Origin of the sequence: Sphingobium sp. B11D3B (assembly GCF_025961735.1) — a bacterium.
Lineage (GTDB): Bacteria > Pseudomonadota > Alphaproteobacteria > Sphingomonadales > Sphingomonadaceae > Sphingobium.
The window spans coordinates 987,374-1,009,144 of the sequence record NZ_JAOQOF010000001.1 but is presented as its reverse complement, the minus strand read 5'-3'; the positions used below and the strand labels follow the sequence as shown (position 1 = coordinate 1,009,144).

General features: G+C 63.8%; 19 protein-coding genes. 4 read left to right on the top strand and 15 right to left on the bottom strand.

Features of this window, described 5'->3' with window-relative positions:
* Positions 1 to 60 precede the first annotated feature (60 nt).
* The 7 genes from ftsH to M2333_RS04760 form a co-directional block, all read right to left on the bottom strand.
* Positions 61 to 2,010, bottom strand: a complete 1,950-nt coding sequence (gene ftsH / locus M2333_RS04790; RefSeq protein WP_181559746.1) for an ATP-dependent zinc metalloprotease FtsH — start codon at positions 2,008 to 2,010, stop codon at positions 61 to 63.
* A 70-nt stretch (positions 2,011 to 2,080) separates the two neighbouring features.
* Positions 2,081 to 3,028, bottom strand: a complete 948-nt coding sequence (gene tilS / locus M2333_RS04785) for a tRNA lysidine(34) synthetase TilS (RefSeq protein ID WP_264611015.1) — start codon at positions 3,026 to 3,028, stop codon at positions 2,081 to 2,083.
* Positions 3,021 to 3,986, bottom strand: coding sequence for a hypothetical protein (locus M2333_RS04780; protein ID WP_413716475.1), 966 nt, complete (start codon positions 3,984 to 3,986; stop codon positions 3,021 to 3,023). The genes tilS and M2333_RS04780 overlap by 8 nt, the downstream gene beginning before the upstream one ends.
* A gap of 93 nt (positions 3,987 to 4,079) precedes the next feature.
* A complete protein-coding gene (locus M2333_RS04775; protein WP_264575713.1) occupies positions 4,080 to 4,937 on the bottom strand; it encodes a helix-turn-helix domain-containing protein in 858 nt (285 codons plus the stop codon).
* A gap of 107 nt (positions 4,938 to 5,044) precedes the next feature.
* A complete protein-coding gene (gene ptsP, locus M2333_RS04770; RefSeq protein WP_181559749.1) occupies positions 5,045 to 7,345 on the bottom strand; it encodes a phosphoenolpyruvate--protein phosphotransferase in 2,301 nt (766 codons plus the stop codon).
* 345 nt (positions 7,346 to 7,690) lie between these two features.
* Positions 7,691 to 8,701 (bottom strand): NAD(P)H-dependent flavin oxidoreductase, encoded by a 1,011-nt coding sequence (locus M2333_RS04765; protein WP_264611014.1) that lies wholly within the window; start codon positions 8,699 to 8,701, stop codon positions 7,691 to 7,693.
* Positions 8,702 to 8,820: 119 nt separating this feature from the next.
* Positions 8,821 to 10,080: an aspartate kinase gene (locus tag M2333_RS04760; RefSeq protein ID WP_181559751.1), complete on the bottom strand. Its 1,260-nt coding sequence runs from the start codon at positions 10,078 to 10,080 to the stop codon at positions 8,821 to 8,823.
* 106 nt (positions 10,081 to 10,186) lie between these two features.
* On the opposite strand from M2333_RS04760, the gene ubiG reads away from it, so the two are divergent.
* Entirely contained in the window at positions 10,187 to 10,957 is a 771-nt protein-coding gene (gene ubiG, locus M2333_RS04755; protein ID WP_264611013.1) for a bifunctional 2-polyprenyl-6-hydroxyphenol methylase/3-demethylubiquinol 3-O-methyltransferase UbiG, read from the top strand.
* A gap of 62 nt (positions 10,958 to 11,019) precedes the next feature.
* Positions 11,020 to 12,141 (top strand): mechanosensitive ion channel family protein, encoded by a 1,122-nt coding sequence (locus tag M2333_RS04750; RefSeq protein ID WP_264611012.1) that lies wholly within the window; start codon positions 11,020 to 11,022, stop codon positions 12,139 to 12,141.
* On the opposite strand, the gene M2333_RS04745 is transcribed toward M2333_RS04750, so the two are convergent.
* The 3 genes from M2333_RS04745 to M2333_RS04735 form a co-directional block, all read right to left on the bottom strand.
* Positions 12,123 to 12,497 (bottom strand): hypothetical protein, encoded by a 375-nt coding sequence (locus tag M2333_RS04745; RefSeq protein ID WP_181559754.1) that lies wholly within the window; start codon positions 12,495 to 12,497, stop codon positions 12,123 to 12,125. The genes M2333_RS04750 and M2333_RS04745 overlap by 19 nt on opposite strands.
* Before the next feature lie 76 nt (positions 12,498 to 12,573).
* Entirely contained in the window at positions 12,574 to 13,590 is a 1,017-nt protein-coding gene (gene dgcA / locus M2333_RS04740; protein ID WP_413716474.1) for an N-acetyl-D-Glu racemase DgcA, read from the bottom strand.
* A gap of 30 nt (positions 13,591 to 13,620) precedes the next feature.
* Positions 13,621 to 14,856: a polyhydroxyalkanoate depolymerase gene (locus tag M2333_RS04735; RefSeq protein WP_264611011.1), complete on the bottom strand. Its 1,236-nt coding sequence runs from the start codon at positions 14,854 to 14,856 to the stop codon at positions 13,621 to 13,623.
* Between the two features lie 178 nt (positions 14,857 to 15,034).
* Here M2333_RS04735 and M2333_RS04730 point away from each other — a divergent pair, with 178 nt between their 5' ends.
* Positions 15,035 to 16,825, top strand: coding sequence for an ABC transporter transmembrane domain-containing protein (locus tag M2333_RS04730; RefSeq protein ID WP_264611010.1), 1,791 nt, complete (start codon positions 15,035 to 15,037; stop codon positions 16,823 to 16,825).
* Between the two features lie 477 nt (positions 16,826 to 17,302).
* Here M2333_RS04730 and M2333_RS04725 read toward each other — a convergent pair whose 3' ends face one another.
* The 5 genes from M2333_RS04725 to M2333_RS04705 all read right to left on the bottom strand — a co-directional run bounded on the left by M2333_RS04725 (position 17,303) and on the right by M2333_RS04705 (position 20,615).
* Complete coding sequence (locus tag M2333_RS04725; RefSeq protein ID WP_264611009.1) at positions 17,303 to 17,602, bottom strand: PilZ domain-containing protein; 300 nt, start codon at positions 17,600 to 17,602, stop codon at positions 17,303 to 17,305.
* A 499-nt stretch (positions 17,603 to 18,101) separates the two neighbouring features.
* On the bottom strand, positions 18,102 to 18,527 hold the full coding sequence (locus tag M2333_RS04720; RefSeq protein WP_181559759.1) for an ExbD/TolR family protein: 426 nt from the start codon (positions 18,525 to 18,527) through the stop codon (positions 18,102 to 18,104).
* A 25-nt stretch (positions 18,528 to 18,552) separates the two neighbouring features.
* The gene (locus M2333_RS04715; RefSeq protein WP_181559760.1) at positions 18,553 to 19,038 is read right to left on the bottom strand and encodes an ExbD/TolR family protein; all 486 of its coding nucleotides are present in this window, start codon (positions 19,036 to 19,038) and stop codon (positions 18,553 to 18,555) included.
* 101 nt (positions 19,039 to 19,139) lie between these two features.
* On the bottom strand, positions 19,140 to 19,889 hold the full coding sequence (locus tag M2333_RS04710; RefSeq protein WP_181559761.1) for a MotA/TolQ/ExbB proton channel family protein: 750 nt from the start codon (positions 19,887 to 19,889) through the stop codon (positions 19,140 to 19,142).
* Positions 19,890 to 19,961: 72 nt separating this feature from the next.
* Positions 19,962 to 20,615 carry an energy transducer TonB gene (locus tag M2333_RS04705; protein WP_264572904.1) on the bottom strand — a complete coding sequence of 218 codons (654 nt, stop codon included), beginning with the start codon at positions 20,613 to 20,615 and terminating at the stop codon, positions 19,962 to 19,964.
* Between the two features lie 229 nt (positions 20,616 to 20,844).
* Between M2333_RS04705 and M2333_RS04700 the strand changes: the two genes are divergently transcribed.
* Positions 20,845 to 21,726: a hypothetical protein gene (locus tag M2333_RS04700; RefSeq protein WP_264611008.1), complete on the top strand. Its 882-nt coding sequence runs from the start codon at positions 20,845 to 20,847 to the stop codon at positions 21,724 to 21,726.
* Positions 21,727 to 21,771: the final 45 nt, after the last annotated feature.

Sequence of the window (21,771 nt, the reverse complement as noted above, 5' to 3'; positions counted from 1 at the left end):
TCGCCGCAAAGCCCGTGGGCTCGCGGCGACAATCAGTCTTTCGTGTCCACCCTCACCGGGTCAGACGTTTTGCGGCGTCGGATCGCTGATCGGGCCTTTGCGCTTGCCCGTCTTGGGGATCGACGTGCCCGTCACCGGGACCGGAGAGGGCCGGATCTTCTCACCACTCGGACGCACGAGTTCGCCCTTGTCGATCAGAGTCTTGATCTCGTCGCCCGAGAGCGTTTCGAACTCCAGCAGCGCATTGGCCAGCAGGTGAAGCTGGTCGAGATGATCGCTCAGCACCGTCTTGGCCCGATCATAACCGGATTCGACAACCTTGCGGATCTCCGCGTCGATCTTCTGCGCGGTTTCATTGGACATGTGCACGCGCTGGCTTTGCGAGTAGCCGAGGAAGGTCTCGCCCTGGGGCTCCTCATATTGCAGCGGCCCCAGCTCGTCGGACATGCCCCACTGGGTGACCATGTCGCGCGCGAGCCGCGTGGCGTACTGGATATCGCCGGAGGCACCGGACGACACCTTCTCGTGGCCGAAGATCACTTCCTCAGCCACACGCCCGCCCATGGCGACCGCCAGATTGGCGTGCATCTTGTCACGGTGATAGCTGTAGCTATCCCGCTCCGGCAGACGCATCACCATGCCCAACGCGCGGCCGCGCGGGATGATGGTCGCCTTGTGGATCGGATCGGACGCCGGCTCGTGAATCGCGACGATGGCGTGACCGGCCTCATGATAGGCCGTCATCTTCTTCTCGTCCTCAGTCATGACCATCGAGCGCCGCTCGGAGCCCATCATCACCTTGTCCTTGGCCGCCTCGAACTCGGCGCTGGCCACGAGACGCTTGCCACGCCGCGCGGCCATCAGCGCAGCCTCGTTGACGAGATTGGCAAGGTCGGCACCGGAGAAGCCGGGCGTACCACGCGCGATCGTGCGCGCATCGACGTCGGGCGCCAGCGGCACCTTGGCCATATGCACTTCGAGGATCTTGATACGACCCTCGATATCCGGGCGCGGCACGACGACCTGACGGTCGAAACGACCCGGGCGCAGCAACGCCGGATCAAGCACGTCGGGCCGGTTGGTCGCGGCGATGATGATGATGCCTTCGTTCGATTCAAAGCCATCCATCTCGACAAGGAGCTGGTTCAGTGTCTGCTCGCGCTCGTCATTGCCATTGCCGAGGCCCGCGCCACGATGGCGACCGACCGCGTCGATCTCGTCGATGAAGACGATGCAGGGTGCGTTCTTCTTGGCCTGCTCGAACATGTCGCGCACGCGGCTTGCGCCGACGCCCACAAACATTTCGACGAAGTCAGAGCCGGAAATGGTGAAGAACGGCACGCCCGCCTCGCCAGCGATCGCGCGGGCGAGCAGCGTCTTGCCGGTGCCCGGCGAGCCGACCAGCAGCGCGCCCTTGGGGATCTTGCCGCCCAGTCGCGCAAATTTGCTCGGGTCCTTGAGGAACTCGACGATCTCCTGGAGCTCCTCGCGGGCTTCATCGATGCCGGCCACGTCGTCGAACGTCACCCGACCCTGCTTCTCGGTTAGCAGCTTGGCCTTGGACTTGCCAAAGCCCATCGCGCCCCCGGCGCCGCCACCCTTCTGCATCTGGCGCAGAACGAAAAAGGCGATGCCGAGGATCAGGATGAACGGCAGCGACTGGTACAGCAGGATCATCCAGAAGTTTGGTTGTTCTTCGGGCTGGCCGCTATATTTGACCTTATGCTCGTCCAGCAGCGCCGTGAGCTGCGGGTCCGGCACGGCGTAGGTGACGAAACGCTGATCGTTCTTGAGCACGCCACTGATCCGGTCCGGACCGATCGCCACTTCCTTCACCGCATCGGCGGAAACCCGATCGCGGAAATCGGAATAGGCAATCGCGGTGCCGTTGTTGCTCATGCCCTTGCTGTCGAACACCGTCACGAACATCAGCAGCGCAAGAAACACGCCCGCCAATATGAGGGCGCTCTTGATCCATGGATTGCCTTGCGGCTCTTTGTTATCGTTCATCAACCACTCGCTTTCGCGGTCCAAAATAGGACTTCCTGCCCGGAACACAATGCCCGGAACGGCTTTGGGCTCAGCACGACCTGCGCGGCGGTGCCCGCCGCATCGTCCATCGCGCCCCTCCGGTGACTAGGCAGTCTGCCAAGGTGACGGTCTTACCATCGAAAAGTTGAACAAGCGCTTGATCCAGCGATGGCCCGCGCGGTTTTTCTGCCTGCGGATTGAGATGGGCAACCATGCGCAAGATCAGGCGGCGAAGGAGCTCCGGCGGCAGGTCCGTTCGGGTGAGGTCGGCGCGATCCCCGGCCAGCACAAGGTGCTCGGCGGCGAGCCGGTCCAGCATCCACGCGATGGCGTCCTCCGCCTCGCCCAGCGCTTCCAGCGCGCGGTTCATGCCACCGGGGTCGATGAGATCGCAGCCAGTCAGTGCCTGCCGAACCCTTACGCGGTCGAACCGCTGGTTCTCGTTACTCGGATCGTCAATGAACGGGACGTTTTCGCGCTGGCACCACGCGCGCAGATCAGCGCGGCGCTCATTGAGCAGCGGCCGCAGCAATGTCCCGCGCCGGCCCCGAATGGCTAACAATCCCGCCACCCCTGCCCCGCGATTGAGCCGCAGGACCAGCGTTTCGAGCTGATCGTCCGCCTGATGCGCCGTCATCAGCCAGTCGAGGCCCCGCACCTGCTGCCAATCCTCCAGCAACGCATAGCGCGCCGCGCGTGCCGCCGCCTGAAGATTGCCCTCAAGGGGCTGCGCGACCGTCAAAATCGCGTGGGGGACGCCCTCGTTCTCGCACCAGCGAGCGACCATGGCTGCTTCCGCTGCGGAATCGGCTCGCAATCGGTGATCAACCGTCGCCGCCTCGACGTGCCCGGGCCAGCAACGCGCCGCCAGCGCGAGCAGCGCCATGCTGTCCGCTCCGCCCGAGACCGCGATGCCGATGCGCTCGGACGCTTGCAAGGCGCGCCCGAGCAGGTGCTGAACCGCCTCGGGCAACCGCTGCGCGAGCGTGTCAGCCACTACATTTGGCGCGGGTCCGGCCCTTGGTCATCATGTCGCGGACACTGGCCGGCATGTTGGCGCCGAACACCTCGTTCAGCTCGTCATAGGCGAGGCACGCGTCCTTCAGCCGGTTGAGCTGAATGAGCGACTCACCGACCCAGGCAAGGCTCTCCGCCGCGCGGTCGCCAGCCGGGCGCTGCCGGTAATTTTCGTAGAAGATCTTGGCCGCAGCCGCCGGCTTCTTGTCATCGAGAAACGCACGGCCGAGCAGATTATGGGCGCGGCTGGCGACCGGGTCCTTGCCATATTTGTCGACGGTCTGCTGCAGCTGCACCTGCGCCTCGGGATAGAATTTCGCGGTCCAGAGGCGGAAGCCATAGGTGTAGCTATCCAGCGCGGCATTGCCGGTGCTGGGGCGCTCGACCGCCGCCACCGCTTCGGTGCGGGCCACGAGGGACGGCTGCGCTGCTGGGCGTGCGGTCGCCGCCGGCGCAGCCTGGGCCGCGCGGTCGGGGAGCGGCGCGCTGGGCGGGCCAAAGGGACTGGCCGGATCGACGGCCGGAGCAGCCTGCCCGGCGCTCATCGCCTTGAAATTCTCTTCCAGCTGACGGAGCCGGTGCTCATTCTCCTCGACCTGACCGGTGAGGCGAGCGAGCTGCGCCTCGACGGCGTTGATTCGCGCCGTCAGATCGGCAATCGGCGTCGTCGCGGGCGCACCGGCTGCGACACCGGGCGTCGGCGCAGGCGGCGTGACTTCCGGCGCCATGATCTGGCCCGCCCCGCCGGGGAACACCTTGCGCTGGACAGCCCGCATTTCCTGCTCAAGCCGATCGACGCGGCCTTCCACCGTGCGCTGGGCGCTCGCCGGAGCACTGAACAGCAGCGGCAGACCGGCGCCGGCAAGGAGCAGAGTGCGGACAATCCCGCCGCCGGTCCGTTTGCTGGTCATCTCGTGGGGGGAAAGCTCTGCTGCCATGGTGAAATTCCTGATATGTTCAAATCATGTTGGCCGGTGGCGGAGGCGCAATGAGCGCTGCACCATCCGTTGGCGAGGCCGTGCCTGCTAGCATCAACCCGCCGGCGGTGCATCACCATTGCTGGTCTGCGATGCCGCCGGATCGGTGTCTGTGGGCTGAACGCGGCGCTCGAGCAGCGCCGCAGCCGTCAGCGGAACATCCGATATCGTCCGCTCGGCAGTCCCAAGTGGCGGGATGGCCTGCCCGCCAACGGTCACCGCCAGCGCGTCCGGACGTCCGGTGAGGATCATCGGGTCCTGTGCCTCGGCCGGGACGGTGAAGCTCTTGTCCTTCTCCAGCGTCCCTTCGAAGAGACGCTTTCCGTCCGGCTGATAGATGCGCAACCAAACCTCGTTTACCGCGGTCAGGACCACCGGGCCATTGGGACGCGCCTGCGCCGGGTTCTGCGCGGGCGCCGCCGATTTGTTGCGCGGGTCGGCGATACGCGGCTCGGTCCGCTGCTCGATCGCAAGCTGGTCGTCGGTCGGCGGCGTGATGTATTGGGTCCGCCAGATCGCGTAACCGCCCGCAAACAGCAGCGCGATGACGGCGGCGGCGATCACCAGATAGCGCGGTGGAACGCTGCTGGGATCGACCGGCTCCTCAATCTCATAAGGGTCCTGCTCGACGCCCATTTCCGCGATTTCTTCACGCACCTTGCTGACAAGGGCATGTTCGTCGATGCCGACCGCGCGGGCATAAGCGCGCGAGAAGCCCGCGCAATAGGTCGTTCCGGGAAGGGCCTGATAGTCACCGGCTTCCAACGCGGTGAGATGGCGCAAGGTAATCCGCGTGCGGTTCGCTACATCATCGAGCGACATGCCTGCGGCCTCACGCGCCTGCCGCATCTGCGCCGATGCACTCAGTCCGCTGCGCGCGACCGTCTCATTTTCGTTCGCATCTTCGCGCATTGAGGCCTTTTTCCGTCTATTTTCGGTCTTTTTGCCAGTTCCTTTGTTTCATCAGTCGCTATGCGGTGTCAACGCGCGAATTCGCTGACGCAGCAGCGCACAGGCTCTCAGCCGAGATCGACGCCGTTATCGTCGGCCCACTGCGAGAGCGGCTCGCGAAGGTTGGCAACCCCGCCCTTCAGCAAATCGACCGTGACTTGCGACAAGGCCGTGAGATCCACCGAACGGACCATCGCCTTGACCGGGCCGATCGAGGCCGGCGTGATGGAAAGGCGACGGATGCCAAGGCCGAGCAGGGCCATGGCTTCCAGCGTACGCCCGCCCATTTCGCCGCAGACTCCCACCGGCACCCCATGTTCGGAGCAGGTCCGCGTCACGCGGGCGAGGAAGCGGAGGATCGCGACGCTCAGCCAATCGTAACGCTCGGCCAGCTTGGGGTTCGCGCGGTCGGCAGCAAACAGGAACTGGGTGAGATCGTTGGTGCCGATGGAGAGAAAGTCCAGGTCCGGCAGCACGAAGTCGAGCGCCTCGGCGAGCGCCGGCACTTCCAGCATCGCGCCATATTTGACGCTCTTGGGAAGCTTGCGGCCTCGCTTTGCGAGCCAGTCCTTCTGCTCGCGAAACAGCGTCATCGCTTGCGTCAGTTCCCAAGGTTCGGAGATCATCGGGAACATGACATGCAAGGTCCGCCCGGCCGCGGCCTCCAGCAATGCCCGCGCCTGCGCCTTCATCAGGCCATCGCGCTCCAGCGCGAGGCGAACCGCCCGCCAGCCCATGGCGGGGTTTTCCTCATCGTCGGAATCGCTCTTGCGCAGATAAGGCAGGGCCTTGTCCCCGCCGATATCGACCGTGCGGAAAATGACCGGGCGGCTGCCCGCCGCGTCGAGTACTTCCTTGTAGAGCCGCTGCTGGCGCTCGCGCTGCGGCAGGGTGGCCGAGACGAGGAACTGGAACTCGGTGCGGAACAGGCCGATCCCATCGGCGCCCGTCACGTCCAGCGCGGCGACATCGTCGCGCAGGCCGGCATTCACCATCAGCTCGATGCGCTGGCCATCCTTTGTCTCCGCCGGCAGATCGCGCTGCCCGGCATAGGCCGCGCGCCGTTTCTGCGTGAGTGCCAGGCCGCTCTCGAACGCCTCGTCCATGGGCTCGGAGGGGCGGATGTAGAGGCGGTTCTGGTTGACATCGAGCAGCAGCAGATCGCCCTCGTTGATCAGCGCCCGGGTATTTTTGACGCGGCCCAGCACCGGTACACCCATGGCCCGCGCAACGATCGTGACGTGCGCGGTCAGCGATCCTTCCTCCAGCACGACGCCCTTCAACCGCCGCCGGTCATATTCCAGCAGTTCCGCCGGCCCGAGATTGCGCGCGATCAGGATCGTGTCCTGTCGCAGTCCAAGCTGTGCCGCCGTGCCGAGCTGCCCGGCCACGATGCGCAGCAGGCGGTTGGACAGATCCTCCAGATCGTGCATCCGGTCCTGCAGCAGCGGATCGTCGATCTGCCGCATCCGCATCCGGGTGCGTTGCTGCACCCGCTCGATTGCCGCCTCGGCGGTAAGGCCGGAGTCGATCGCTTCGTTGATCCGCCGCGACCAGCCTTCGTCATAGGCGAACATCTTGTAGGTCTCGAGCACCTCCTTGTGCTCGCCGTCCATGCCGAACTCGGCCTGCCCCGCCATGCGCTCGATCTGCTCGCGCATCTTGGCGAACGCCGAATAGACGCGCTGCCGCTCGACCTCGACATCCTCGGCAACGGTATGCTCGATGGTGACGCGAGGCTGGTGGAAGACGGCGTGGCCGCGCGCCATGCCCATCACGAGTTGCAGGCCCGAGAGGATGCTCGCGCCCGTTTCGAGCGGGCGATCTTCACCGGGATTTTCATCGACCAGATTGGCGTTGTTGATCAGCTCGGCGAGCACCATCGCCACCGTCTGCAGCGCCTCGATCTCGACTTCTTCATAGCCGCGCGGGTCGAGATGCTGGACGCACAGCGCGCCAATTGCATTCTCACGACGCACGATCGGCACGCCGGCGAAGCTGTGGAAGCGCTCCTCGCCCGTTTCCGGCCGATAGGCAAAGTCGGGATGGCCCGACGCTTCCTCGAGATTGAGCGTTTCGACATTCTGGGCAATCGTGCCGACAAGCCCCTCGCCCGGCGCCAGGCGCGTGACGTGAACGGCCTCCTGCTTGAGGCCGCGCGTCGCGAACAACTCCAGCATGCCATCGCGCAGCAAGTAAATCGAGCAGACCTCGCTCGAAAGCTCCTGTCCGACGATCTCGACAACCTTGTTGAGCTTCACCTGGGTTTGCGTGCGCGCCGCCATCACCTCGTGGAGGCGAGAGAGAATTCTGCGCGCGGCTGTGGCCGCACTGCTCGATGGGGATTCCGGGCGCCGCGTTTGATCCATGCGTTCCTGCTATCAGAAACTGCCGCCGGGAACCAACCTCGACTCGATCTTTCCGGGCGAGAAACCCGGCAAAGACGATGATGGAATGGTGAGCAGCAGAGGAAGAAAGCCAGTCGGAAAAGAAGGAGACCCGGCAGACACGCAAGCAGGCGTTGAAACGCGCAAAAATGCGCCCCTCATGCACCTGTCATTTGACGGGCCCTTCAGCACGGCACCTCTCCCGACGTCTTGTTCTTTTCGACGGTCGCACCAGTCGGCGCGTTCGCACCGCTGTAAACGGAACGCCGTGATATCGCTACCCGTTAACCAATGACCGACAGGCTGTCTGCGAGAGCAGCGCCGCGATCAGCCGACCCGGCGGGTCAAGGCTGCCCGCGCCTCTGCCATCAGGGTCGTGATGATCTCGGCGACGGGTTCTTCCTTCGTCACCATGCCCACGGACTGGCCGGCCATCAGCGAGCCATTTTCGATGTCGCCATCGATCACCGCCCGCCGCAGGGCACCGGCCCAATAATGCTCGATCTGGAGCTGCGCCTCGCCCATATCGACCTGGCCGTCGTCGAGCAGTTGCGCGACTTCACGCTGCTTGGCGGTGAAGGCGTCAGTTCCGGCGTTGCGCAGGGCGCGCACGGGGATCACCGGTAGCCGCGAATCGATCTGCACGCTGGCAATGGCATCGCGCGCCGAAGCCCGGAAGAACGCCTTCTTGAAGTTAGCATGGGCGATGCTCTCGCTGGCGCAGGCAAAGCGGGTGCCGAGCTGCACGCCGGCCGCGCCCATGTCGAGATAAGCAGCGATCGCCTCGCCATGGCCGATGCCGCCAGCAACGAAGACCGGCAGCTCGCTTGCCATGACCGGCAGGATTTCCTGCGCGAGCACGCTGGTCGCGACTGGGCCGATGTGGCCGCCCGCTTCCATACCCTCGATCACCAGCGCATCGACGCCCGACCGGTGCAGCTTCTTGGCCAGCGACAAGGCTGGGGCGAAGCAGATCACCTTAGCGCCGCTCGCCTTGATCGCCTCGATGCTGCCCTTGGGCGGCAGGCCGCCGGCCAGCACGATATGCGTCACCGAATGGCGTGCGCAGACTGCGATCAAATCGAACAGCTGCGGGTGCATGGTGATGAGGTTCACGCCAAAGGGCTTGTCCGTCATCGCCTTGGTCGCGGCAATCTCGCTATCGAGCAGGTCTGGCGTCATGGCGCCGCACGCGATCAGGCCGAAGCCGCCGGCATTGCTGACGGCTGACACGAGATGCCGCTCGGACACCCAGCTCATCGCGCCACAGATGATCGCGGTCTCGCTGCCGAGAAATGCGGTGCCGCGGGCCATGAGGGAAGAAAGACGGTCGGTCATCACGATACCCAATCTGACCCTTCCCACCGGGAAGCGACGGCAAAGAGGAGATCAGCGGCCGACCGGATGCCGGCACGCTGCCTCGGAGCCTCTCCCGAACGGAAGCGGCTCCAAATAGATCAAGCGGGCGCCTGCTCCGCGTCGAGACCGTAGGCGGTGTGGAGTACGCGAACGGCCAGTTCGGTCTCGTCCTCGTCGATCAGCACCGAGACCTTGATCTCGCTCGTGGAGATCGCCTCGATATTGATGCCGCGCTCGGCCAGAGTCTTGAACATGGTCGCCGCGACGCCGGCATGGCTGCGCATGCCAACACCCACGACGCTGATCTTGGCGACCTGATCGTCGGTGATGATGCGACGAAAGCCGATCTCGTTCTGCAGTTTCTCCAGAATGTCGACGCTGCGCGCGAGGTCGGTACGGGGGACGGTGAAAGTCACGTCCGTCTCCGCATTATCCTTACTGTCATTCTGGATGATCATGTCGACATTGATGCTCGCATCGGCCAGCGGGCCGAAGATGCTGGCAACCGCACCGGGCTTGTCCGGCACGCGCGTGACGATGATCTTGGCTTCGTTCTTGTCATGAGCGATGCCGGTGATGAGCTGCCGTTCCATGTCGCTTTCCTCAATTTCTGCTTCGCTGACGATCATCGTGCCGGGTTCGGGATCGTCCCCTGGCGCGTCGAAGGAGGAGAGCACCTGCACGCGCACCTTCTCCTTCATCGCCAGCGCGACGGACCGCGTCTGCAGCACTTTCGAGCCGACACTCGCCAGCTCCAGCATTTCCTCATAGGTGACCTTGTCAAGCTTGCGGGCCCGGCTGACGATGCGCGGATCGGTCGTGTACACGCCATCGACATCGGTATAGATATCGCACCGATCGGCCTGCACGGCGGCGGCGACCGCCACGGCGGAGGTATCAGACCCGCCACGACCCAGGGTCGAGACCCGGCCGCTCTCCATCTGCCCCTGAAAGCCCGGAATGACCGCGACCTGCCCGGCGGTCATCGCCGCCAGCAGGCCTTCGGTCTCGACCGTGTCGATCCGCGCCTTGCTGTGTGCCTCGCTCGTGCGGATCGGCAACTGCCAGCCCAGCCAACTGCGCGCATCGACGCCCAGCGCCTTGAGCGTCATCGCCAGCAACCCGGACGTCACCTGCTCACCGGCCGCAACAACCACGTCATATTCGGCGGGGTCGTAAAGGGGGCTGGCTTCCTTGCAGAAGTTGACCAGACGATCGGTCTCGCCGGCCATCGCGGAGACGACGACGGCGACCTCGTTGCCCAGGCCAACCTCATGCTTCACCCGAAGCGCGACGTTGCGGATTCGCTCCATGCCGGCCATCGACGTGCCGCCAAATTTCATCACAATACGCGCCATGGACTTGCCGCGGACCTTTCTTGGACTATCAAGGGGGCATGAAATGCCGACGGATCGGTATTCACCGGCCTTCGAGCCGGCGCCCTATTAGTCAGCAGGATCGGCAATGGCAAGCGAACCGCACAGCAGCACCATCGACCCCAAAGAAGCCGCGCATTTCGGCGCGCACGCGGCCGATTGGTGGGACCCCAATGGCTCCAGCGCCATGCTCCATAAGCTGGGACCGGTGCGCCTTGGCTTCATCCGCGCCGCCATCGACGCGCACTGGGGTGGATCGGCCCAGGATCTGCGCCCGCTGGCCGGCAAGCGCGTTCTCGATGTCGGCTGCGGGGCCGGGCTCGTCGCCGAGCCGCTCGCCCGCATGGGCGGCGCCGTGACGGCAGTGGATGCGGCGCCGGAGAATATCGCCGTCGCCCGTGAACACGCCGCCGCAATGGGCCTGCCCATCGATTATCGCAATTGCGGGGTGGAGACGCTGGCCGATCCGCAATTCGACCTGATCACGGCGCTGGAAGTCATCGAACATGTCACCGATCCGGCGATGTTCCTCTCCGCCATCGCGCGGCTGCTCAAGCCGAATGGGCTGCTGATTATCTCGACGCCAAACCGGACGCCGCTCTCCAAGTTGATGGTGGTGACGTTGGCAGAGGGCTTCGGCCGCATCGCCAAGGGCACGCATCACGCAGCCCGCTTCATCACCCCGGAGGAAATGGAAGCGCTGCTGTCCGACCGTGGCCTGCACGTCATGACGACCAAGGGCCTGATGGCCGATCCGCGATATGGCTTCGTGCTCAGTGACAATCTGTCCGTGAACTACATCCTCTCTGCGGCGTTCTCATCGCACGACATCCCCCCATCTGCGAGCAAGCCAGCCTGATGACTGCTGCCCCGACGACAACTTCATCCCACGCCAATCCCCTCCGCGGTCTCGAACATGCCATGACATGGCTGGGCGAGAACTGGATCGAGGTGGCGATCGCCGTGGCCATCGGCATCGCCATCTATTTTGCGCTGGGGCTGCTCAAGCGGATCGTGCAGCGCCTGCTGCTCAGGGCGGCCCACAGCGCCCCGATCATGGGCGTCGCCGCCAGCACCGTCGGGAAAACCGGGCATCTGTTCATGATGCTCATCGCGGCGCGCCTCGTCGTCAATTATTTCCCGGTGCCGCCGGCATTGTTCAATGCGATCAACTTCCTGTTCATCGTGGTGACGGCCTGGCAGATCGCGGTCTGGGTGCGCCACATGGCGCTCGGCTTCATCCAGATGCGCTCGGACCCGGAGCTGGGCGGCAGCGAAGCCCTGGCCAACGCCAGCGGTCTTATCAAAGTCCTCCTCTCCATCGCGATCTTCGCCGTTGCGGCCATCGTCGTGCTGGACAATCTGGGCGTCAACGTCACCGGTCTTGTGGCCGGTCTCGGCATAGGCGGCATCGCCATTGGTCTTGCCGCCCAAGGCATTTTCTCGGACCTGTTTGCGTCCCTCTCGATCATTTTCGACAAGCCGTTCAAGGTCGGCGATGCGATCAATTTCGGTACGCAGACCGGCGTCGTGGAGCGCATTGGCCTCAAATCCACGCGCCTGCGCGTGGTGACGGGCGAACGCATGATCGTCTCCAATGCGCAATTGCTGAACAAGGAGATCACGAGCTACACCGGCCTCGATCGCCGCCGGGTCAAGTTCGCCATCGGCGTCATCTACCAGACCGCACCCGCTGAAGCGGCGAAGATTCCCGATCTGCTGCGAGAGATCGTCAACGCGCATGGCGGCGACTTCGTGCGCTCGGGCTTCATCGGCTTTGGGGCCAGCTCACTGGATTTCGAGCTGGAGTTCGATGTGCACTCGCATGATTGGGATGAGGTTTACATGATCCGCCACGCGATCGGCCTCGATATTCTCGGCCGCTTCAATGATCTGGGGCTGGAATTTGCCTATCCCACGCAGACCACATTTACCGCCGATCCGGCCGGCAAGATGATCATGCCCTACCCGGTCCTCCACGAACTGCCGGGCGCTCTGGCCCCGCGCAGTATCGGGAGCGCCGATCAGGCCACGTCGGAATAATAGCCGGCCCACACATGGTTCTGTTTGCGCTCGATCCGCATGAGCGCAAGCACGGCGACCATCATCGCGAGCAGCGCCAGCGCGGTGAACACCGGCCAGACCGATTCCGGCGAAACCATCAGGCTGAGCACGGCGCTCGCCATCAGCAGCGGCACGAACAGAACCGTCGCGAGCGCGGCGCGCTTGCGAGCTTTCTTGCGCTTGGGTGCCGTGCGCCAGAACCAGAGGCACAGGCCGACGCCAATCGCCGCAGGGACGATCTGCAGCCAAGCAAAGGGCATGCGATAGAGGAAATAGGCCGACACGCCGACAGTCGCGAGTACCACCAATAATGCGAGAATTCGTGCTAGGCGCACGTACAGCCTCCTCCAATCGCGACCCGGCAACTGCCGGTCCTCGGCCTTTACGACCGCTTCAAAACCCTATTGTCGTTCAACTTCGTTGAGCATCCGTTATAATCGCCTCGCCCCATAAAGTTCCGGGCGAAAGATATCCGTTGGCGACTTTCATGGCGCCCTCGCGATCATGAGCTAGCAGCAAGGCGCCATCGAGGTCCACCCAATCGGCGAACTGTGCAAGCAGAAAGGCAGGCGCAATGCCGAGCGAGCTTGCGAGCATGCAGCCGACCATGATGCGCTTCCCCGCGGCCCTTGCCGCATGGGCCATGGCGAGCGCCTCGGTCAGTCCCCCGGCCTTGTCGAGCTTGATATTGATTGCTTGATAGTCCCCGAGCCGCGCCAGATCAGCCAGCGACTGGCAGCTCTCGTCCGCGCAGATCGGCACCGGCAGAGCCAGCCCGGCCAGCGCCGCATCTGCCTGTGCCGGCAAGGGCTGCTCGATCAATGCGACGCCCAGATCGGCCAATGCACGGGCTTGCGCCTGCACGTCCAGATCGGCCCAGCTCTCATTCGCATCCACGATCAGGTCGACATCCGGCGCACCTTGGCGCACCGCTTCGATGCGGGCCTGATCGCCGTCGCCGGTGAGCTTGCACTTGAGCAGCGTGAACCCCCGCGCCCGCGCGTCTGCGGCCGCCTGCGCCATCTTCTCCGGCGTATCGAGGCTGATCGTATAGGCCGTTCGCACAGGCTGGGGCGCCGTCAGACCGGCCAGCGCCCAAACCGGCTTGCCGGTCCGTGCTGCCTCCAGATCCCACAGCGCGCAATCGAGCGCATTGCGTGCGGCGCCCGGTGGCATCAGGGTGCGCAACGTCTCGCGGTCCGGCACGCCGCCCTGCGCCTGCACGAGCGCCTCGATCGCCGCCGCACACCCTTCGGCCGTCTCGCCATGATAATAGATCGGCGTGCCCTCGCCCCGCCCGGTGAACGTGCCATCCGTGACCACGCACATGACCACATCCACAAACGTCTTGGCACCACGGCTGATGGTGAAAGCGTCGCGCACGGCGAAGCGCTCGACCGCGACTTGCTGCAGGCCAATGTCGATCACTGCGAATCCGACCTCATGAAAAACGGGCGATCAGCCGCGCGGTAGATCATCATGGCGGGCGATCCATGCCTCGACCACTGGCGCAATGCGATTGCGCCATTTCGAGCCATTGAAGATGCCGTAATGGCCGACCGTCTCGGCGAGATAATATTGCTTCATCTCGTCCGGCAGGTTCGGGGAAATCTTGAGCGCCGCCCTCGTCTGGCCGATCCCCGAAATATCGTCATTCTCGCCTTCGACGGCGAGCAGCGCGACATCCGTGATCGCCGTCGTGTCGATGCGGACGCCACGATGCATGAACTCGCCCTTGGGCAGGCTGTGCTTCTTGAAGACTTCATTGACGGTCTGCAGGTAGAATTCGGCGGTCATGTCGCAGACCGAGCGATATTCCTCATAGAACTTCTTGGTCGCGTCCGCGCTCTCGTCATCCCCCTGTACGAGGTGGCGGAACATCTGCCAGTGACTCATCAGGTGGTTGCCGAGGTTCATGGTCATGAAACCGGCCAATTGCATGAAGCCGGGGTAGACCTTCCGCCCGGCGCCGGGATAATTAAACGGAACCGAGGTTACCACATTCTGGCTGAACCAGCTCAGCGGCCGCTCCTGCGCCAGTTGATTGACGGCCGTCGGCCCCTCGCGGGTGTCGATCGGGCCGCCCATCATCGTCAATGTGCGCGGACGGCAAGGATGCTTCGAGGCCGACATGAGGCTCGCGGCAGCAAGGCAGGGCACGGACGGCTGGCAGACCGCCAGCATATGCGCGCCCGGACCGATATGCTCCAGCCAGCCCACCAGATAATCGACATAATCATCCAGATCGAACGTCCCGTCGGAGAGCGGCACATCGCGCGCATCGCGCCAGTCGGTGATATAGACGTCATGCCCCGGTAGCATTCGGGCCACCGTGCCGCGCAGGAGCGTCGCGAAATGGCCGGACATCGGCGCGACGATCAGCAGCTTGGGGTGCCGGCCCTCCTGCCCTTCCCGCACGAAATGACGCAGCTGGCCGAAGACCTGGCGCGCCTCGATGACTTCGTGCACCGCTACGGTCTGCCCATCCACCTCGGTGGTCGGCAGATCGAAGGCCGGCTTGCCGCGCGGCGCCGCGGCATGCGCGAATACGTCCAGCGCGGAGGCGAGCATCGGACCGCCACCGAAATAAGCGAAGGGATTTGCGGGATTTTGGAGCAGTTCTACGCTCGCGGTCGCCATGGCACTGGCGCTTGCCAGAAAGCTGCGCTGAATTTCATAGGCACTATAGAGCATGTGTTTCCTTACTCGGGGCCATCTGTCTAAACCAGCACATCCAACGCCCTGACGCCAGCGCCGATGCCGGGCTTAGAAGCATTAAATAGTGCCGACGCGTCTCCTTTGCCACACCAGAAGGCACAGCGCAGGTGCAAAAGCCCTCCCCTTGGTTGCAAAGTTGGTCTAGGGCGCGGCCATGGCTACCTCGGCGTCCACCCCAGACAATGACGATCGGCGCAAAGCGGGCGATCTTGGCAATCTGCGACTGATCTGGCGCGCCGCGCTCCGCTACCCCGGCCGCATAGCCGGCGCCGGCTTCGCCCTGGTTCTCGCCTCTGCAGCAACGCTTGCCATCCCCAGTGGTTTCAAGCTGGTCATCGATCGCGGTTTCGCCTCTGGTCTGGATGGGGACATCAGCCGCTGGTTCCAGTATCTGCTGCTGATCGTGGTCATCCTCGCCTTTGCGACCGCCATGCGCTTCTACTTCGTCGCCTGGCTGGGCGAGCGCGTGGTGGCCGATCTGCGGATCGCCGCGCAGGCCAATCTGCTGCGGCAAGAGCCTGCCTTTTTCGAGCATAACCGGCCCTCCGAGATCGCCTCTCGCATGACGGCGGATACGGCGATCATCGAGCAGGTCGTCGGCTCGACGGTCTCGGTGGCGATGCGCAATCTGCTCACCGGTTTTGGCGGCATCGTCTATCTGTTCATGCTCGCGCCGCGCCTTACGGCGATGCTGCTGTTCGGCATTCCCATCGTGCTCGGGCCGATCATTCTGGTCGGTCGGCGCCTGCGCGCGCTCTCGCGCAACAGTCAGGATCGGCTGGCTGCGGTCGGCAGCATCACCAACGAAGTGCTGAGCGCCATGAAGATCGTCCAGGCCTTCGGTCAGGAAGAGCGTGAAGCCGGGCGGTTCCGGCGCGCGGTCGAGGACAGCTTCCGCACCGCCCGTCAGCGCATCACTTTGCGGGCGGCTATGACCGCAACGATCATCCTGGTGATCTTCGGCTCCATCACGCTCATCATGTGGCAGGGCGCGCTTGACGTCGCGGCGGGCCGGATGTCCGGCGGCAGCATCGCAGCCTTCGTGATGACGGGCGGCCTTGTCGCAGGTGCCTTCGGCGCGCTCACCGAGGTCTATGGCGATCTGCTGCGCGGGGCCGGCGCCGCCACCCGGCTGAGCGAATTGACCAGCGCCATCTCCGAAATCCGCCAACCGGCCCGGCCGGTCGCCATCCCGCAGCCCGGTCAGGCGCGACTGACCTTCGAAAATGTGGCCTTCCGCTATCCGACGCGGCCGGATTTGCCGGCGCTCACGGATTTCTCGCTGGATGTCGCACCGGGCGAGACCGTGGCCATCGTCGGGCCATCCGGCGCGGGCAAATCCACGCTCCTTCAGCTTGCGGAGCGGTTTTACGACCCGTCCCACGGGCGGGTGCTCCTCAACGGCGTCGACCTGCGCGAGGCAGACCTGCTGAGCCTGCGCAGCATGATCGCGCTGGTGCCGCAGGAAACCGTGATCTTTGCGGCCAGTGCGCGCGACAATCTGCGTTACGGACGCTGGGATGCCACCGACGAGCAGTTGATGGAGGCCGCGCGCGCAGCCAATGCCGACGGCTTTCTCAAGGCGCTGCCGCAGGGCTTGGACACCGAACTCGGCGAGAGCGGCGCCCGCCTCTCAGGGGGCCAGCGCCAACGCGTTGCGATCGCCCGGGCGCTGCTCAAGGATGCGCCGCTGCTGCTGCTCGATGAAGCGACCTCGGCGCTAGACGCAGAATCCGAGAGCCTGGTGCAGGATGCCCTCGCCCGCCTGATGAAGGATCGCACGACCATCGTCATCGCCCACCGTCTGGCGACCGTCCGCGCCGCCGACCGCATCGTCGTCCTCGATCAGGGCCGGATCGCGGACATCGGCACCCACGCTGACCTGATCGCCCGCGGTGGCCTCTACGCCCGGCTCGCATCGCTGCAGTTCGACGAACCGGCCTGATCGGAGATTACCGGACGTTGGCACGGCGATCAGCTGTTGCTGATGCGGCGCTGGCTCTTAGCTGCTTAGCTCGCTCAGGGGCCGCATGTTTGGCCCGGTAGCCGCGTTGGCCAAGTGGGCGACGCTCAAACATAAGTCGGCTGCGTAGGGTTCAGGGTCTCACGTGGAAGCACCGAGACCGGCGACACGCCCATGCGCAGCCTGAGCACTTCCAGGTCCTAAAAAACGCGTGCAGAATGTATCGAAGCATCGACCAAGTCTTTAGCAGGTACGCGAGCCACGCCCCGTTGACCTCGGAAGCGAGGTCCCTTTCGGTGCTGCCTGTCCTGTGCAGTAAACCGGCAATGGGTCTGCAGCGCGGCACGGAATTGACCGAGCGTATCCACGATGCCGGCGAGCAAGCCTCAGTGCGCCCTCTTGCCCTTTTCCGGCGAAGCGGATCATGTCGAGCCCGCGCGCTTGATTGGCCCGAGGTCGTCAGTCCGTGCTCGCCCCACGCACGATATGGTCGAAAATCGCCGGATGCATCGGTGTCTCGAACTCGCACCCCGCTTCATGGTCGCATACCCAGGTGACGAACGCCTTGCGCCCTTCAAAGCCGGCAAACATCACCCACACTTCCATACCAACCTGAAGCTTCACGTAGCTCATCAGGCGGAAGCCGGTGAGCGACATGTCCGAAATCCGGCTCTTGAACCAGCTCTCGCCCTTGCGGCGCACGCGGACGCCAATCAAGACCGACTGCCGCGCTGACGAACGAGCGGACGGCTCATTCATTCTGTCTGGAACTGCGCCCATATCGACCTGCCTGCCTGGAACATCGCACGATACGACAGGGAAGCTTACCATCGTCCTAATCATAGGAAGTCCTTCCGGCCCAGCAGATGAGGGCCCTAACACCTAGGAGAACCTCGACCGGCGGCCACTTCCTCATCCTGACCGCTTGCAATCTGCAGCGCTGCCTCAGCGCCCGAGCCGAGGGCTAATGGCATCACCGGCGCCGTTGAAAGGTCCAGAACCGCCAACTGGCTTGCGTGTTTGTCCGCCACTCGCGTGCTGGCCTCTCAGCGCAATACAACTATGCTCGCACGCGCAGCGCAGGATCGAGGTCTTGAAGGCTGCTGACCCGCGCTCACGCCTAGGGCCGAAGCCTGCCCCCCAGACGCCTTCCATCTTAATCCCAGACGCCTCGCTCTGAAACCCAACAAAAAAAGGGGGCCGAAGCCCCCTTTTCCAAACACATCCAGATCCGCGACGAAGCGCGTTCCCGCTATGATCAGAACACGCCGCCGTAGCGGTCGTTGCCGACGAAGCCGAGCTTGGTCACGCCAGCGCGCTTGATGATGGCGAGCACCTCATCAACCACCACATAACGAGCCGACTGGTCAGGCTCGAACTGCAGTTCAGGCTCCGGGGCCATACGGCTGGTCTGATCGAGATACTGGCGCAGCGTCACCCGGTCGACCGGGGCACCATTCCAGTAGATCGTGCCTGCCGGATCGATGGTCAGGCGATTCTTGACCGGGTCGATCGTGTTCTGCGGCGCGTCCGCATTCTGCGGAAGGTCGATCTTCACCGCATGGGTCTGGATCGGGATCGTGATAATGAACATGATGAGGAGCACGAGCATGACGTCGATCAACGGCGTCGTGTTCATTTCCATCATCGGCTCGCCGTCGTCGCGGCCACCACTCATTGCCATGGGACTGGTCTCCTAAACTTGGGCGTCAGAGGCGACGGACGGAAATCGAAGCCGGGTCGGGCTCGGAAATGAAGCCAACCTTCGGATAACCAGCGCGCTGCATCGTGAAGATCGTGCCACCGATGCACCGGTACGGCGTATCGATGTCTGCACGGATGTGCGCTTCGGGCAGATCGTCGGGGTTCATATTCTCCACGCCACCGGCCTTCTCGATATCCGCTTCCAGCTTCTTGACAGCGCGGTTGAGAAGATCGCCGGCCGTGACCTTGGTCACGTTCCAGTACACTTCGCACTGCCCATCCACTGCGCGAACCGTAAGGCTCACATTTTCCGGCTTCGTGGTCGTTGGCTCGAAGGCGATCTTCGGCAGCTTCACGTCCACTGTCTGGATCACCACCGGAATTGCGATGAGGAAGATGATGAGAAGCACCAGCATGACGTCCACGAGAGGCGTCGTGTTGATGTCCGACATCGGGGTGTCATCACCACCACCCCCAGAGCTAATTGCCATCGATCAAAATCCTAACTCTTGGCTTTGGAAGCACGCACGTCCTTGCGGAGGCTTGATGTGGCGACCGCTCGAGGATCGCCACACCTGCTTCATTTGATAGCTCAGGCCTTGGCGGCAGCCGGCTTGGCAGCGGGCGCGGCCGGTGCAGCAACCACGGTCGGACGGACCGCACCGTTGGACACCATGTAGCCGAGCAGGTCGTTGTTGAAGCCGCTCAGGTCTTCAGCAATCGACTTGTTACGACGCTGCAGCCAGTTGTAGGCAAGCACCGCCGGAACGGCCACGGCCAGACCAAGCGCGGTCATGATCAGAGCTTCACCGACCGGGCCGGCAACGGCGTCGATCGAGGCCTGACCGGACGCACCGATCTTGATGAGCGCGCGGTAAATACCGATAACCGTACCGAACAGACCGATGAACGGCGCGGTCGCACCGACGGTCGCGAGGAACGCGAGGCCACCGCCGAGCTTGGAGTTGATCGCGGCTTCCGAACGCGCGAGCGAAGCGTGCATCCAGTCATGCGCCTCGACCGGATCGGTCAGCTTGGCATGCTGTTCCTGCGCCATGATGCCGTCGTCGACCAGCTGCTTGTAGGCGCTGTTCTTCTCGAGCTTGGCCGAACCCTCCTTGAGGGTAGCCGAACGCCAGAACGTGGTACGGACCTTCTTGGCCTGGCCGATCACCTTCTGCTGCTCGATGAGCTTCGAGAACAGAATGAAGAACGAGAACACGGACATGCCGCAAAGAATGATGAAAACGGTCCAGGCGATCACGCCGCCCTGCTCGAGGGCTTCCATGAGACCGTAAGGGTTATCGGCCGGCGCAGCGGCTGCGGACAAATAAATCAACATTCGTGTATTCCTCTCAAACCAGTCGGTGAATGGGCCGTCCCTCGCCCCGGTTCGGGACGGCCGAAATCAGGATTAACGTTCAAGCTTCCAGACGACGCGACGCGAGCTGCTGGACTTGATCGGGTTGCCGGCTTGATCGAGCGCAGGAGAATAACGTCCCCGGCGAACGATCAGGCTGCAAGCGGTTTCGTCGAGATCCCGACGGCCGCTCGATGCGGTCACTCGGCAATTCTCCACCCGACCCTGCTCGTTGATCTCCCATGCGATCGTCACGGAGCCCTCGGCTTCGTCACGACGGGCGCCTGCAGGATAGTCGTCAGACGTAATCCAGCTCGCGGGGTTACCCCTGGCACCAGCAGCCTTGCTGACAACCGGCGCAGGCGGCGGCGGCGGTGCAGGCGGAGCCGGCGGAGGCGGCGTGGGAGGAGGCGGCGGCGCCAGAACCGGGGCCGTGCTAGGCAGCGAAATCATCGGCGGCGGCGCTGTCGGCGGCGGCGGCGGTGGCGGCGGCATGTCTGGCGGAGGCGGAGGCGGTGGCGGCGGCTCCTCCTCTGGCGGCGGCGGCTCCTCTGCCACGTCGATGACGTTCAGCTGTTCTGCAGCCTGCTTGACATACTTGATGCCAAGCCCCGTCACAAACGCATAACCGAGGATCGCGTGAATGATTGCCACGATGATAAGAGAAACCGTCCTACCGGACGATTGTGACTGGTCAGCATAGGCCATTCAGCAATGACACTCCCTAGCTCGATACAGCGCTGACAATCAGACCACGAATCGACGAAATGCCGTAAAGCACAACGTCTTCCGTGCGATACTGATCGCTCGGGCTCCTAAATTCCGAGGCATGTCCTATCGTGGCAAAACGTGTGAAGCAAACGCTTTGTTGACGGTGGTCACCTCTGCTTAACCCCCTATGTTAGAGGCTGAGGAAGGCCTATCAGGAGAATTGCGTATGACCGACACAATCCGACGCCCAAAGGCCCGGTTCAAACTGGCGGCAATCGGTTGCAGCGCCCTGTTGACGGCCGCTTTCCCCTTTATTTCCACTTCCGCTACGGCACAGGTGGCAGAATCGCCAGAGCCGGCAAGCTTGAGTTACGCGCGGATGGCCGAACTGGCATCGTCATCCCCCACGGTGGCGCGCATTACCGTGCGTTCTATCGTCGCCCTCAAGCGCGAGCGCGCGCCCGATCTGCCGGAAACGCGGAGCCGTTTTTACGTCCAGGCTGAAACGCTCGGCTTGATTCGCAGCGATGGCGTGATGTCCAAGCGAATCTCTTTCCTTGTGGACGGGTCCGCGGAAAATGCCCGACGCCCCAACCTCAAGAACAAGATTTTTCTCGCTTTCGGCAAAGTCGGCCAGCAGGTGAGCGAGTTCCAGTTGAGCGCGAGCACGGCGCTCGTGCCCTGGACCCCCGCCAACGAGGCGCTGGCCCGAAAGGTCATCGAAGATCTTTACGCGCCGGGCGCACCAGGTCCGATCACCGCAATCACCTCTGCCTTTCATGTGCCGGGCGCGATTGTGGGTGAAGGAGAGACCCAGATCTTCCTTGGCACGGCGGACGGCTCGCCGATTTCGCTGTCAGTGATCCGCCGGCCGCAGGAGCAGCCGCATTTCAGCGTGTCGCTGGGCGAGGTTGTGGACGATTCGGCGAAGCTCCCCGAGCGGGACACCTTGCTGTGGTATCGCCTCGCGTGCAGCTTGCCCGATCAGCTTCCGGCCCTGGCCCTCACCGAACTGGCGCGCAACGATGCGGAAGCCGCCAGTCGCGATTACAACGCATTCCGGGCCGCACTCGGGCCATGTGACCGCACCCAAACGCCGGTCATTTAGGCAGAGGGCTCTTTCCTGTACGGGATTACCCGCTATGAGCGGCGG

Coding starts and splice junctions, on each gene's coding strand:
- ftsH (WP_181559746.1), bottom strand. CDS start 2,010: ATGAACGATAACAAAGAGCCGCAAGGCAATCCATGGATCAAGAGCGCC.
- M2333_RS04780 (WP_413716475.1), bottom strand. CDS start 3,986: ATGGCAGCAGAGCTTTCCCCCCACGAGATGACCAGCAAACGGACCGGC.
- M2333_RS04775 (WP_264575713.1), bottom strand. CDS start 4,937: ATGCGCGAAGATGCGAACGAAAATGAGACGGTCGCGCGCAGCGGACTG.
- ptsP (WP_181559749.1), bottom strand. CDS start 7,345: ATGGATCAAACGCGGCGCCCGGAATCCCCATCGAGCAGTGCGGCCACA.
- M2333_RS04765 (WP_264611014.1), bottom strand. CDS start 8,701: ATGACCGACCGTCTTTCTTCCCTCATGGCCCGCGGCACCGCATTTCTC.
- M2333_RS04760 (WP_181559751.1), bottom strand. CDS start 10,080: ATGGCGCGTATTGTGATGAAATTTGGCGGCACGTCGATGGCCGGCATG.
- ubiG (WP_264611013.1), top strand. CDS start 10,187: ATGGCAAGCGAACCGCACAGCAGCACCATCGACCCCAAAGAAGCCGCG.
- M2333_RS04750 (WP_264611012.1), top strand. CDS start 11,020: ATGACATGGCTGGGCGAGAACTGGATCGAGGTGGCGATCGCCGTGGCC.
- M2333_RS04735 (WP_264611011.1), bottom strand. CDS start 14,856: ATGCTCTATAGTGCCTATGAAATTCAGCGCAGCTTTCTGGCAAGCGCC.
- M2333_RS04730 (WP_264611010.1), top strand. CDS start 15,035: ATGGCTACCTCGGCGTCCACCCCAGACAATGACGATCGGCGCAAAGCG.
- M2333_RS04725 (WP_264611009.1), bottom strand. CDS start 17,602: ATGAATGAGCCGTCCGCTCGTTCGTCAGCGCGGCAGTCGGTCTTGATT.
- M2333_RS04720 (WP_181559759.1), bottom strand. CDS start 18,527: ATGGCAATGAGTGGTGGCCGCGACGACGGCGAGCCGATGATGGAAATG.
- M2333_RS04715 (WP_181559760.1), bottom strand. CDS start 19,038: ATGGCAATTAGCTCTGGGGGTGGTGGTGATGACACCCCGATGTCGGAC.
- M2333_RS04710 (WP_181559761.1), bottom strand. CDS start 19,889: ATGTTGATTTATTTGTCCGCAGCCGCTGCGCCGGCCGATAACCCTTAC.
- M2333_RS04705 (WP_264572904.1), bottom strand. CDS start 20,615: ATGGCCTATGCTGACCAGTCACAATCGTCCGGTAGGACGGTTTCTCTT.
- M2333_RS04700 (WP_264611008.1), top strand. CDS start 20,845: ATGACCGACACAATCCGACGCCCAAAGGCCCGGTTCAAACTGGCGGCA.